Source organism: Subtercola sp. YIM 133946 (genome assembly GCF_036553535.1).
Classification (GTDB): Bacteria; Actinomycetota; Actinomycetes; order Actinomycetales; family Microbacteriaceae; genus Subtercola.
Genome location: NZ_JAZHPE010000045.1, coordinates 262,390 through 274,750, shown reverse-complemented (window position 1 = coordinate 274,750; position 12,361 = coordinate 262,390). Strand labels below are relative to the sequence as shown.

The 12,361-nt window shown below is 66.0% G+C and carries 12 protein-coding genes; 4 read left to right on the top strand and 8 right to left on the bottom strand.

Translation table 11 applies throughout. The annotated features are described in order from the left end of the window. Positions 1-56: 56 nt before the first annotated feature. The 6 genes from V3W46_RS15355 to V3W46_RS15330 all read right to left on the bottom strand — a co-directional run bounded on the left by V3W46_RS15355 (position 57) and on the right by V3W46_RS15330 (position 6,509). Positions 57-836 carry an SDR family NAD(P)-dependent oxidoreductase gene (locus tag V3W46_RS15355; protein ID WP_331784007.1) on the bottom strand — a complete coding sequence of 260 codons (780 nt, stop codon included), beginning with the start codon at positions 834-836 and terminating at the stop codon, positions 57-59. Further along, the gene (locus tag V3W46_RS15350) at positions 833-1,627 is read right to left on the bottom strand and encodes an SDR family NAD(P)-dependent oxidoreductase (RefSeq protein ID WP_331784006.1); all 795 of its coding nucleotides are present in this window, start codon (positions 1,625-1,627) and stop codon (positions 833-835) included. The genes V3W46_RS15355 and V3W46_RS15350 overlap by 4 nt, the downstream gene beginning before the upstream one ends. 42 nt (positions 1,628-1,669) lie before the next feature. Beyond that, a complete protein-coding gene (locus V3W46_RS15345) occupies positions 1,670-2,683 on the bottom strand; it encodes a Gfo/Idh/MocA family protein (protein WP_331784005.1) in 1,014 nt (337 codons plus the stop codon). Between the two features lie 45 nt (positions 2,684-2,728). Then, a complete protein-coding gene (locus V3W46_RS15340; RefSeq protein ID WP_331784004.1) occupies positions 2,729-4,261 on the bottom strand; it encodes a sugar ABC transporter ATP-binding protein in 1,533 nt (510 codons plus the stop codon). 12 nt (positions 4,262-4,273) lie between these two features. Beyond that, a complete protein-coding gene (locus tag V3W46_RS15335; protein WP_331784003.1) occupies positions 4,274-5,230 on the bottom strand; it encodes an ABC transporter permease in 957 nt (318 codons plus the stop codon). A 151-nt stretch (positions 5,231-5,381) separates the two neighbouring features. Next, positions 5,382-6,509, bottom strand: coding sequence for a sugar ABC transporter substrate-binding protein (locus V3W46_RS15330; protein ID WP_331784002.1), 1,128 nt, complete (start codon positions 6,507-6,509; stop codon positions 5,382-5,384). Between the two features lie 379 nt (positions 6,510-6,888). On the opposite strand from V3W46_RS15330, the gene V3W46_RS15325 reads away from it, so the two are divergent. Both V3W46_RS15325 and V3W46_RS15320 read left to right on the top strand, forming a co-directional pair. After that, complete coding sequence (locus V3W46_RS15325; protein ID WP_331784001.1) at positions 6,889-7,695, top strand: SDR family NAD(P)-dependent oxidoreductase; 807 nt, start codon at positions 6,889-6,891, stop codon at positions 7,693-7,695. Positions 7,696-7,723: 28 nt separating this feature from the next. Continuing rightward, entirely contained in the window at positions 7,724-8,167 is a 444-nt protein-coding gene (locus tag V3W46_RS15320; protein ID WP_331784000.1) for a cupin domain-containing protein, read from the top strand. Between the two features lie 95 nt (positions 8,168-8,262). Here V3W46_RS15320 and V3W46_RS15315 read toward each other — a convergent pair whose 3' ends face one another. Further along, positions 8,263-9,135, bottom strand: a complete 873-nt coding sequence (locus V3W46_RS15315) for a sugar phosphate isomerase/epimerase family protein (RefSeq protein ID WP_331783999.1) — start codon at positions 9,133-9,135, stop codon at positions 8,263-8,265. 91 nt (positions 9,136-9,226) lie between these two features. Between V3W46_RS15315 and V3W46_RS15310 the strand changes: the two genes are divergently transcribed. Further along, a complete protein-coding gene (locus V3W46_RS15310; RefSeq protein WP_331783998.1) occupies positions 9,227-9,949 on the top strand; it encodes an SDR family NAD(P)-dependent oxidoreductase in 723 nt (240 codons plus the stop codon). Between the two features lie 95 nt (positions 9,950-10,044). Here V3W46_RS15310 and V3W46_RS15305 read toward each other — a convergent pair whose 3' ends face one another. Continuing rightward, positions 10,045-11,094, bottom strand: a complete 1,050-nt coding sequence (locus V3W46_RS15305; RefSeq protein ID WP_331783997.1) for a zinc-dependent alcohol dehydrogenase — start codon at positions 11,092-11,094, stop codon at positions 10,045-10,047. Positions 11,095-11,256: 162 nt separating this feature from the next. Between V3W46_RS15305 and V3W46_RS15300 the strand changes: the two genes are divergently transcribed. After that, entirely contained in the window at positions 11,257-12,336 is a 1,080-nt protein-coding gene (locus tag V3W46_RS15300; RefSeq protein ID WP_331783996.1) for an SDR family oxidoreductase, read from the top strand. Positions 12,337-12,361: the final 25 nt, after the last annotated feature.

Sequence of the window (12,361 nt, the reverse complement as noted above, 5' to 3'; positions counted from 1 at the left end):
GAACGGGCCGACTCCCGAGGTGTGGGAGACGGCCCGTTCGGTGAGTGAACCGCGCGTTACTGAGCAGTGAACCCGCCGTCGATGACCAGCTCGCTGCCGGTGGTGAACTTCGACTCGTCAGAGGCGAGAAACAGCATCGCGTAGGCAATGTCGTTCGGCTCGCCGATCGTGCCGAGCGGGTGGATCGCCTGCATCTCTTCGAGGTACCCGGGGTTCTGCCGGGCCTTCTCGAGGTTCATCGGCGTCAGGATGGTGCCGGGCAGAATGGCGTTCACGCGTATGCCTTCAGCGGCATACGTGATGGCGTCGGTCTTTGTCATCGTGCGGACGGCCGCCTTGGTGGCGTGGTACACCGGCACATCGGCGTTGCCGATGATGGCGTAGATCGACGACATGTTGACGATGCTCGTCTGTCCGGGCGTCTGACGCAGGTACGGAATCGCGTGCTTGGTACATAGGAACGGCCCACCCGCGTTGATGCGGAACACCGTCTCCCAGTCACTGAACGCCACCTTGTCGGTCGGCTCGGTCGGCCCCGCGACACCGGCATTGTTGATCAGGATGTTCAGGGCGCCGAAACGCTCGAACACCTCGCCGAAGACCTGCTCGACGCGGGCTTCGTCGGTGACGTTCATCGTCCAGAACTGGGCGGTTCCGCCCGCCTGCCTGATCTCGTCTGCGACCCGTTCGCCCGCCTCCGACATGTCGACGAGGGCGACCGAGGCGCCTTCGCTCGCGAACAGCTTCGCGATCGCCTCGCCCATGCCGCTGCCGGCACCGGTGACGATCGCCACCTTTCCCTCGAGCCGGCCCTTCGTGCCCGTGGTGTCGCTCATACGAAGATCACGCCGCCGTTGACGTCGAGCGTCGCGCCGGTGATGTACGCAGCGTTGTCGGTCGACAGGAAGTACACGGCGTCAGCGATCGACTTCGGGTCGCCGGCGACCTTCAGCGGAATCTTCGCCCACTCGATGTCGCGCATCTCCTCGAACGAGATGCCACGCTCGACCGCTTCGCTCGCGAGCGCGGCCTGGTGCATCCCGGTGTTGATGTTGCCGGGGGCGACGGCGTTGACCCGGATGCCCGAGTCGGCCAGCTCGCCCGCGAGGCACTGCACGAAACTGATCACGCCGGCCTTCGAGGTGCAGTACGACGAGTAGAACGCGTGACCGCTGCGACCCCAGTACGAGGCGATGGCGATGACCGACGCTCCGGCGTCGTGCGGCAGCAGAGGCACGAGCTCGCGCGAGGCGAAGAACACGCCGCGCAGGTTGGTGTTGTGCACGCGGTCCCACTCTTCGGTGGTGAGCTCGAGCACCGAGGCGCCGACGGCCTGAACGGTGCCGCCGATGAGGGCGAGCACGTCGAGCTTGCCCGACCACGCCTCGACGGCCTCGCGGGCCGCCTTGACCGACTCCTCAGACGACTGGTCTACCTCGAGGGGCAGCATCTCGGCGTCGGGGTAACGGGTGTGAACGTCGTCGATGACCCTCTGCACCGCCTCGAGGCTCAGGTCGGCGAGCACGACCTTGTCGCCCTCCGACACGAAACGCTCGACGGCCACTTTGCCGATGCCGCCGGCCGCGCCGGTGATGAAGACGACTCGTCCTCCGGTGTTCTCTGCCATTGTCTTTCTCCTTCTCTAGGGTTCGCGCAGGTGACCCGCGGGTCAGCTGTGCGGGTACGTGGGCCGGGGCGGCAGGCCTGCCATCCCGTAGGCGTCATCGATGAACTGCATGTTGGCGACGGCCGACTCCGTGGTGGTCACGAACGGCGTGCCCTTCCTGACCGCGTCGCGAACGGCACGCATCTGGTAGGTGAAGCTGCTGGTGCGGCCGAGCTCTTCGACGCGAACGCCGTCGGCGGTGAAGATGGTCACCCGGTCATCCGTGTGCACGTAGCTGAGGTTCGACTGGTGAACAGTGCCCTTCGAGCCGGTGACGGTGACGACGAAGTGCTGCGGTCCGAGCAGGTTCATCTCGGCGACCGCGGTGACGCCGCCCGGCAACTCGAAATCGACCTCCGACCAGGCGTCGATGTTCTCGTGCGTGCCCTCCAGGTGCCCGGTGCGGGCCGCCACCATGGTGGGCTCGCCTCCCAACTCGGCCGAGACGGCACGGATGGCGTCGATGCAGTACACGCCGAGGTCCATCAGCGACCCGCCGGCGAGCGGCCACGACCAACGGATGTCAGAGATGTTCGGCACCGGCACGGTCATCACCGCGCGCACATGCTGCACCTCGCCGATCTCACCCGACCGCACCACCTCGAGCACACGCCGGAAAGCCGGGTGGTAGCGATAGTGCAGGCCGTCGAACACGACGAGTTCAGGGTGGGCGAGGGATGCCTCGTGCAGCTGCCGCGCTTCGGCCGCGTTGCTCGTGATGGGCTTCTCGCTCAGCACGTGCTTGCCGGCATCGAGGGCAGCGAGGTTCCACGAGGTGTGCAGCCCGTTGGGCAGCGGGTTGTAGACCAGCTCGACGTCCGGGTCGGCGATCAGGGCGGCGTAGTCGTCGACCGCCCGCTCGAAGTCGTGCTCGCGGGCGTACGCATCCGCTCGGTCGCGGTCTCGGGCGGCGACCGCGACCAGGCGGGCGCCGATGTCTTTCGCGGGCGGGAACAGCGTCATGTCGCTGATCCGGGCGGCTCCGAGCACGCCGATTCTCACTGGCTCGTCAGTCATGACAAGAACCTCTCTGAACGTTGCTGCAGATCGTCTTCGATCTGGTCAGACCATGGCTGCGACGAGTTCGACCTCGTTCGGCGGGTTGAGCGGGTCGATGTCGACCGCAGAGGTGATGCGCCCGTCTTTCATGACCACGATGCGGTCGGCGAGCGCCAGGATCTCGGGCAGGTCGTCGCTGATGAGAAGCACCGAGACGCCGGTCTCGGTGAGACGCTCGATGATGCGGTAGATCTCGGCCTTGGCACCCACGTCGACACCGTTGGTCGGGTTGTCGAGCACGAGCAACTGCGACTTGAGCGTCGTCCAGCGGGCGATCAAGACCTTCTGCTGGTTTCCGCCGCTCAGGCTGCTCATCAGAGTGTCGCCGCTCGGCGTCTTGATGTTCAGCTCTTTGATGGCGGTCTGGGTGTTGCCGCGCTCGGTGCGGGCGTTGATGACCGGTGAACCGATGGCGGCGCCGATCTCAGGCAGCGAGAGGTTGTGCGCCACCGACATGCCGAGCACCACGCCGTCTTTGTGACGCTCGGTCGGTACGTAGCCGATCTTCGCCCTGATACCGGCGCGCGAACCGTCGTGCTTCGGTTCGTCACCGTCAATCACGATGCGGCCGGTCGCGGTCTCGCCGAGCTCGAAGACCGAGCGGCCGAGGTCTGACTTGCCCGAACCGACGACGCCGGCGACGCCGAGCACCTCGCCGGGGAAGACCTTGAGCGAGACGTCGTGGAAGCCCTCGCCGGTGAACCCTTCGATCTCCAGTCGCGGAGTCAGGGAGTAGTCGACGTGGTGGCTCCGGTTGTACGCCTCGGCCTTTCGACCCACCATCAACTCGTGGATCTGCGTCTCAGACAGTGCGTGCGGATCGTCTTGAACGCTGACGACCTCGCCGTCTTTCAGCACGATCATCCGGTCGCACAGTTCGATGATCTCTTCGAGGCGGTGCGAGACGAAGACCTGGGCCGCAGAGGGCTGGATCTTGCGCACGAACCCGAAGAAGAACTCGATCTGCTCACGCGACAACGCACTGGTCGGCTCGTCGTACAGAATGACCGGATGCTCGATGCCCAGCAGCCGCGCCTGGGCAAGAGAGCGCACGATCTCGACGACCTGGCGCTCGGCGAACTTGAGCGTGCTCAGTTCGACGTCGGTGCGCAGGTCGATCGACAACTCGTCGAAGATGTCCTGCGTGAGGCGCCGCATGCGCTTGGAGTCGAGCACGCCGAAGCGTGAGAACCGCTGCTCCTGCGCCAGAAAGACGTTCGCCGCCACCGAGAGGTTCGGCACGAGCGCCTGGTGCTGGAAGATGCGGAAGATGCCCTTGTGCGTCGACTCCTGATACGTGCGCATCTGCAGAGCATCGCCGCGCAGCAGCAGTTCGCCCTCGTCGGGCTGCAGGGTGCCGCTGATCATGTTGAGCAGCGTCGACTTGCCGGCGCCATTCTCGCCGACCAGGCCGAGCACCTCACCGACCCGAACGTCGATCGACACCGAACGCACCGCTTTGACGGGGCCGAAGCTCTTCGTCAGGTTGCGGGCCTCGAAGAGCGGCGCCGTGGCGGTCACCGTCGCATCTGACATGGTGATCTCCTCTTACTTGATGACGCTGAGCTTGGAGCGGTCGAGCGTGAGGGCGACCGCGATGACCACGACACCACCCTGCACGATCTGCTGCAGGTAGGGCTGCACGCCGAGGGTGTTCAGGCCGACGCTGAGCACGGTCATCACCAGCACACCGAGAATGGTGCGGTGAACGCCGCCGACACCACCGGTGATGGCGGTACCGCCGATGACCACGGCCGCGATCGAGTCGAGCGTGAGCTTGTCACCCATGCCGGGCGTCGCTGCGCCGACGCGGGAGGCGAGCAGGATGCCCGCGGCAGCGGCCAGCGCGCCCGAGAGCACCATGACCCAGAGCTTCATGCGGCGGATCGGGATGCCCGCAAGGCCACTGACGGCCTCAGCTCCACCGATGGCGAAGGTGTACCGGCCGAAGCGGGTCTTCTGGCCCACGAAGGCGAAGATGATCCAGAGAATGAGCGCCCACACGGCGATCAGGGGCAGCTCGCCCAGGAATTTGCCCTGGGAGATCGTGGTGAAGCCCTTGTCGAACACCTGGATGGGGCGGCCGTTCACGAACCAGAGGCCGACACCGGTGACGACGAGGCTGATGCCCAGGGTGGTCAGGAAGCTCGGCACTTTTATGAAGGCGAAGATGAAGCCGTTGACGAGCCCCACCGCGATGCCGACGCCGAGGCCGGCGAGAATCGCGAGAATCCAGTTGCCGTGCTGGGCGATCGATGCGGCCACGAGCGCCGACAGGGTCACGGTCGAGCCGACCGACAGGTCGATGCTGCCCATCAGAACCACGAACGTCATGCCGATGGCCACGACGAGCAGCACCGACGACTCGCGGGCCACGCCGATGAGGGTGCTGAATTGGAAGAAGCTCGGCGCGAGCAACGAGAACACCACGACGAGGAGAATGATGGCCGCGATGGGCAGAAGGATGCCTCCGGCCCAGCGCAGAGGATTGAACTTGGGTTTCACGACGTGACTTTCGGTGTGAGTGTTACGGACCAGGGTCATCGAGGGCTGCCAGTGGCGCGCCTCGTCTCGAGCGGCGCATCCGCCACTCCCGCCGGGGCCCGAGAGGAGTCTCAGGCCCCGGCAGGAACGATGGATTCAGCCGCGTGTCGAGCTAGGGTTTGACGGTCTTCCAGTGATCGGCCCATTCAGCGTCGACGGTCGCCCGGTTGGGTACCTCTGCTGCATACGCCGGAGGAGCTGTCCAGCCTGCGGGCTTGGGTTCGAGCAGGGTCCACATCTTCTCCATGTCGATCGTCTTGATCTCACCCTGCGGATCCCAGTCGGTCGGGTGGGCGACCTTGCTCATCAGGATCCAGTCGTACGGGTTGTTGTCGCCGGTGTACGTGTTGATGTAGCTGTCCACGTTGTCTTTGGTGACGAAGATACCGCCCGTGTTGAGCATGCGGTTCAGCGGGTTGACGGTGGCACCCTTGCAGTAGTCGAGAGCCTGCACGAAGCTGAAGCCGGCCTGGTACTGCGGAATACCCGAGTAGCTGCCGAACATCTGCCCGGCCTGGATGAGCTGCATGGTGCTCAGGTTGCCGTCGATACCGGTGATGGGAGGCAGGTCGTCAGTCGAGACACCGGCCTCGGTCATCGCGTTGAGCGCACCGATTCCGACGTCGTCGTTCTGGCCGAAGATGCCCTGGATCTTGTCGACGCCGACCTGCGTGATGATACCGGCCATGGCCTGACGGGCCTTGTCGCGGTCCCACTCACCGGGCTGTTCTGCGATGACGGTGATGCCCGGGTTCTCTGCGAGCGCGCGGTTGAAGCCGGCGTTGCGCAGCATGTCGGGAGTCGAACCGGGGTGGCCGGTGAGGTGCACGACGTTGCCCTTGCCGCCCATCTTCTTGAAGAGGGCGGTGGCGACGGTGTAGGCGACCTGCTCGGAGTCGGGGGTCAGGTACGACACGTACTGGTCACCGCTGTCGAAGGGTGAGGTCCAGGCCGGCTGCTCCCACGTGTTCGCGAAGCACACGCCGTTGTCTTGCGCGATCTTCGCCATGGCCGGCACGTTCGAGGGGTCGGGGGCCGTGATGAAGATGATCTTCGCTCCGGCGTCGACCTGCTGCTGGAACTGCGAGAGCTCCGTGCCGGGGTCGCCCTCGTTGGTGAGGCCGACATAGGTGCCGCCGAACGCCTCGACCGCACGCTGTGCGCCCTGGGCCCAGCTGGCGTAGTAGTCGTTGTTCATGCTGGTGAACAGCGACACGACCTTCTCGCCGTGGAGATTCACGGAATCGGGAATAGCCTCAGCCGATGCAGTCGTGCCTCCGCCGGATCCGCCGCTGGAACACGCGGCCAGACCGACAAGGCTTGCAACTACGAGAACACCGAGACCGGCTCTCTTAATTCTGCCTTTCATTTCACTCCCTTGTGAATAGCGCATGATGCAGGACATCATTGCCACATTCGATGCAAAGCGCAGTGTGCAATCACACTGTCGAACTAAACTTTACATATTGAGCGTCACTATACAAGCTCTGAACGATAACGAATCGATTTCCACGGGATGATCCGCGATTTCTCGCTAGCCTTAGGCCATCCAGTGTGTACCTGACGCGACGCTCGTGTTTATCATTGGTGAACAACGCCAGTCAACAAGGAGGCTGATCATGGCAGATTTCGGATTATCAGGCAGCACGGTGTTCATCACCGGCTCGGCTACAGGCATCGGCAGGGCGACCGTCGAGGCGTTCGTCGCCGAGGGGGCACGCGTGGTCGCCGTCGACATCGAGTACGACGTGCTGCAGCAGTACATCGAGGAAGGCGGAGCCGGCGAGCAGGTCACGGCGGTGCGGGCAGACCTGTCGACCGCCGACGGAGTGGCGCACGCCATCGACGAGGGGCTGCGCATCCTGGGCGGCGCACCCGACATCCTGGTGAACAACGTCGGCGCCGGCCGCCTGAAGACGTTCGAAGAACTGTCAGACGACGACTTCCACCGCACCTTCGAGCTCAACTTCTTCTCGATGGTGCGCATCTGCCGGGCGATGGTTCCGCTCATGTACAAGGCGGGCAAGGGCGCAGTCGTCAACACGACATCCGATCTCTCCCGCCAGGCCGAAGACACCATCGTCGACTATGCGGCCTCCAAGGCGGCCGTGGCGAGCGTGGCCAAGTCGCTGGCGCGCGCGTACGCCCCCCGCGTGCGAGTCAACAACGTCGCCCCCGGCCCCATCTGGACACCGTTCTGGAGTGACCCGAACAGCGGATGGATCAAGAACCTCGAGGCGGCGTACGGCACCACCGGCGACGCGGCCGTGCAGGCCTTCATCGAAGACCGCGGCATTCCGCTCGGTCGTATGGGCACCGCAGAAGAGGTGGCCAACGCCATCCTGTTCCTGGCTTCCGACCTGGCTGCCTTCACCACCGGCAGCACCCTGGGCGTCGACGGCGGCACCGTTCGCGCGACCCTCTGACCCGACGACAACTGCGAAAGGAAACACCATGATCGTCAAAGACACCAACGTACCCACCATGCTCGAGCACGGCGGAACCTGCCGTTCGTGGTTCTTCTTCGACAAAGAAGAACTGCGTGACGAGACAGAGGGCGGCTACATGGAATTCATCGACGAGTTCGAGCTCGCCGCCGGTGCCGCCCTCGAGCCGCACTCGCACGACACCGATGAGTTCTACTACCTGCTGCGCGGTACAGCCGTGATGCGGGTCGGTGATGAGGAACAGGAAGTCTCGCCGGGCAACCTGATCCGCATTCCGCGCAACCAGATCCACAGCATCCGCACGCAGGGTGACGAGGGATTCCGGGCGCTCGCCTTCGCCATCAGCTACATGCCGAAGGACAAGACCGGATACACGGCCTACCCGCCCGGCGGCGAACCGCACTTCGTGCCGAACGGAACCGACAAGCCCGAGGCAGAGAGCCTGGGCTGAGGCGCGCCCAACCGCCCGCTACGTCGACGAGTGCGGAGAGTCTCCCCGGGAGGCTCTCCGCACTCTCTCATACCCGGCCACCTCGCCGGCGCTCTCTACCGGCCTGCCTCGAGCACACGGTACGCGGCGTCGCGGGCCACCTCGAGGCCGTCGACGAGTTCGCGGGCGCGGTGCTCGTGCGAGATGATCTCGACGCCCCAGGGCCCAGTGAAGCCGACCTGTCGCATGACACGCACGAAGGCCGGCAGATCCCACTCGCCCTCGCCGGGCAGAAGGCGGTTGTCGATCGTGTCGGCGAACAGCTCCGAGCGGGGCACGATGGGCCCCCTGGCGTCGTCGAGCTCGACAGCGAACACGATCTCGGGCCGCAGCACGGCGGCGACCTCATCCAGCGTCGTCTCGGTTCTGAAGATGTGCCAGGCGTCGACACACAGGCCGCCGTTGGCATTGTTCACCTCGTCGATGAACCGCGCGCCGATCGGCACCGTGGTGAAGTTCGAGAACGGAAACGGTTCGAGCGCCACCTTCGTGCCCACCGCAGCGAAGTCGTCGCACAGTGCGCCGAACTCGTCGACGAGCAGCTGGTGCTCGGGCTCGTCGGTCATCGAGCCGCCGACCTTGAGGTGGCGGGCGCCGAGCTCGGCCGCCGCTTCGACGAACAGCTCGCGGTAGCCGTCAGACACCCGCCGGGGCTCGCCGGTGGCCCACCAGTCGCCCAGAATCTCGATCTCGGTGTAGGCCAGGCCGTTCGACTCGATGAGGCGGCGCAGCTCGGCGAAGCCCATCGTCTGTCTGACCGCCACGAGGTCGGCGACGACGATGCCGATGCCGCTCCAGCCGGTCTGGGCGATCGCCTCGACTCGGTCGATCATCGATCGAGGGCTCGTCTCGTCGGCCCAGCCCGGTCCGGCGTAGCCGGCGTGGGTCCAGCAGGTGGCGAGAAGCTCGTCTCGTGCGGCGTCAGTCATGTCACTCCCTCTGCGTACAGCTCTGTACACTCTTACTTGACATTCATCGTATCCAACTGTGTACTCGTAATAAATCATCGAAGGGACAGCAATGAGGCTGCAGAACAAGGTGGCGCTCGTCACCGGCGGAACCCGAGGTATCGGCCGCGCGACGGCAGAACTCTTCGCGGCGGAGGGCGCCACGGTCTACGCGGCCGACCTGTCGCTCGACGAGGCGTTCGACTCCGACGCGATCACGTTCGCACAGCTCGACGTGACAGACGAAGACGCGTGGAAGACCGTCGTGGCCGACATCGTGGCGACGCACCAGCGCATCGATGTGCTCTTCAACAACGCCGGTCTCGTCGGGTCGTACGAGCCGATCGACAGCATTCCGCTCGAGGCCTGGAAGAGGGTGCTCGACGTCAACCTCAACGGCGTCTTCTACGGCGCGCGCACGGTCGTTCCCGTCATGAAGGCGGCCGGCGGCGGCTCGATCATCAACACGTCGTCGATCTGGGGCATCGCCGGCGCGGCGGGGGTCGCCGCCTACACGGCGTCGAAGGGGGCGGTGCGGCTGCTGTCGAAGAACCTCGCGCTGTCGTACGCGTGTGACGGCATCCGGTCGAACTCGATTCACCCCGGCATCATCGACACCCCGCTGATTGCGGCGCAGGATGCCGACATCACCGCGGGCGTGGTTGCTCAGACGCCGCTGGGCCGGCTGGGCACCGCGCGCGAGATCGCGAACGGCGCCCTCTTTCTGGCCAGCGACGAGTCGAGCTTCATGACCGGTGCCGAACTGGTGATCGACGGCGGCTACACCACCCAGTGATGGCAGCCCGACGCAATCGACCACGCCCCGTGCCACGGCCCGGGCCGATCGACCGGCGCGGGCCCGAGCGTCACCGCCGGGCCCGCGCGTGGGCCTCAGGCCCAGGGATCGATGAGCACCTTGCCCTCGAGCTTGCCCGAGGCGAGTCGCTCGAGCTGCGCCGGCAGGTCTTCGAGCGGCACGACAGCCTCGAGCAGTTCAGGGCCGACCACACCTTCGGCGAGAATCTCGAGCGCGGGGCCCAGATCGGTGTCGCAGACATGGGCGAGGCTCGAATCGATGGTGATCTCGCGAAAGACGACCGAGTGGATGTCGAGCTCGGGCTTCGCCTTCGGCAGGCCGACGGCCAGCACCCGGCCGCCGTCGCGCACCAGCGAGACAGCGGTGGCCAGCTGGCCGGGCGCCCCGCTGGCCTCGATCACCACGTCGGGTCGTACACCGCCGAAGGCCGCGAGCACGTCGTCGTAGAGGGTGTCGCCGGGCGACACCACGTGATCGGCGCCGAAGCGGCGGACGCGATCCTGCTTGGGGCCGGCGAACTCGACGACCAGAATCTCGGCGTCGACCAGGTGCCCCAGGCCGGCCAGCACGAACGACGCGATGGCGCCGGCGCCGATGATCACGACGCGGTCGCCGTCGTGCGTGCCCGAGCGACGGGCGGCGTGGATGCCCACCGCCAACGGCTGCGCCAGGCCGGCGTAGTCGTCAGAGAGCCCGTCGGGGATGCGGGCGAGGTTCTTCGACTCGGTGGCGATGTAGCCGGCCATGCCGCCGTCGGTGGTGAGACCGTAGGTGTAGTACCGGTCGCACATGTTCGTGCGGCCCTCGAGGCAGCGCGCGCACTCGCCGCACCACACGCCGGCACCACTGGCGACCCGGTCGCCGGGGGCGAAGCCGCTGTCGGCGTCGGCCTCGACGACCTCGCCGATGAACTCGTGGCCGAGAATCATGGGGCCCATGTGGCCGGTGACGCGGTGCGGGGTGGTGACGGGAAAGATCTTGGGGCCGACCGACCACTCCGTCGCGTCGGTGCCGCACAGGCCCGAGCGGGTGATCTTGATCAGCACCGAGCCGGGCGCCCTGGTGGGGGTCTCGACGTCGGTGACGCGGATGTCGTGGGCTCCGTGGTAGACCGCGGCGCGCATCAGCTGAAGGTTCCCGAAATCGTGCTTCCGACTGTCATCGCTGTGTCCTTTCGCCTGGCACGGCTTCGTCGCCGCGCTGCACTGTTGAGTATAACTGCACGCGCTGACCCGATCCATCCCACCTGTATGTTTTAGGTGAACACTCGAACGAAAGGCCGAACCATGTCGACACAGAACGCTCCCCGCCGCGCAGTGGTGGTCGGAGCCACCGGAATCGCGGGCCAAGCCCTCACCCGCCTGCTGGTCGAGAGGGGCTTCGACACCTACGGCATCTCGCGTTCGCTGAACGCCCCCGTGCCGGGCGTCACGCCGATCGCGGCAGACCTGCTCGACGGCGCCGGCCTCGACGCCGCGCTGGCGGGTCTCGAGCCCGAGCTGCTGTTCATCACCGCGTGGATGCGCCAGCCGACCGAAGCGCTGAACATCGAGGTGAACGGCGCCCTTGTGCAGAACGCGATCCGCTCCGCCGCGGCCGGTGGCACCCTTCGGCACGTCGCCCTGCTGACCGGGCTGAAGCACTACCTCGGGCCGTTCGACAACTACGCGACCGGCGTCATGGCCGACACGCCGTTCAGCGAGGACGAGCCGCGACTCGACAGCCCGAACTTCTACTATGCCCAGGAAGACGAACTGTTCACGGGCGCCGCCCGGTACGGCTATACCTGGAGCGTGCACCGCGCGCACACCGTGTTCGGCTTCGCCGTCGGCAACGCGATGAACATGGCGCTGACGCTGTCGGTCTATGCCACCCTCTGCCGCGAATCGGGCGAGACCTTCCGTTTTCCGGGATCGGCGACGCAGTGGAACGGCGTGACCGACGTCACCGACTCCGACCTGATCGCCGAACAGTTGGTGTGGGCATCCACCGACCCGGCGGGCCGCAACGAGGCCTTCAACATCGCCAACGGCGACGTCTTTCGCTGGCGCACGCTGTGGCCGCGCATCGCCCGGCACTTCGATGTGCCGTGGCGGGGCTTCGAAGGCGAGCCCGCACCGCTGTCAGAGCGAATGGGCGACGCGTCACGGCAGTGGGCAGAGATCGCCGCCCGCTACGACCTCGTCGAGCATGACGTCGCGCGACTGGCGAGCTGGTGGCACACCGACAGCGACCTCGGCCGCAACCTGGAGTGCTTCACGAGCATGAACAAGAGTCGGCAGCTCGGGTTCCAGGGGTTCCGCAGCACGCCCGACAGCTTCTTCGACAAGGTCGAACGCTATCGGGCGGCGCGGATCATCCCCTGACCGACGGGGCGGGCCCCGGCGCGGT

Bases quoted from the DNA above. Each gene is read 5' to 3' on its own strand.
- V3W46_RS15300 (WP_331783996.1), top strand. From the start codon at position 11,257: ATGTCGACACAGAACGCTCCCCGCCGCGCAGTGGTGGTCGGAGCCACC.
- V3W46_RS15310 (WP_331783998.1), top strand. From the start codon at position 9,227: ATGAGGCTGCAGAACAAGGTGGCGCTCGTCACCGGCGGAACCCGAGGT.
- V3W46_RS15320 (WP_331784000.1), top strand. From the start codon at position 7,724: ATGATCGTCAAAGACACCAACGTACCCACCATGCTCGAGCACGGCGGA.
- V3W46_RS15305 (WP_331783997.1), bottom strand. From the start codon at position 11,094: ATGCGCGCCGCGGTCTACCACGGAGCCCACGACATCCGCGTCACCGAC.
- V3W46_RS15350 (WP_331784006.1), bottom strand. From the start codon at position 1,627: ATGGCAGAGAACACCGGAGGACGAGTCGTCTTCATCACCGGCGCGGCC.
- V3W46_RS15345 (WP_331784005.1), bottom strand. From the start codon at position 2,683: ATGACTGACGAGCCAGTGAGAATCGGCGTGCTCGGAGCCGCCCGGATC.
- V3W46_RS15315 (WP_331783999.1), bottom strand. From the start codon at position 9,135: ATGACTGACGCCGCACGAGACGAGCTTCTCGCCACCTGCTGGACCCAC.
- V3W46_RS15340 (WP_331784004.1), bottom strand. From the start codon at position 4,261: ATGTCAGATGCGACGGTGACCGCCACGGCGCCGCTCTTCGAGGCCCGC.
- V3W46_RS15325 (WP_331784001.1), top strand. From the start codon at position 6,889: ATGGCAGATTTCGGATTATCAGGCAGCACGGTGTTCATCACCGGCTCG.
- V3W46_RS15355 (WP_331784007.1), bottom strand. From the start codon at position 836: ATGAGCGACACCACGGGCACGAAGGGCCGGCTCGAGGGAAAGGTGGCG.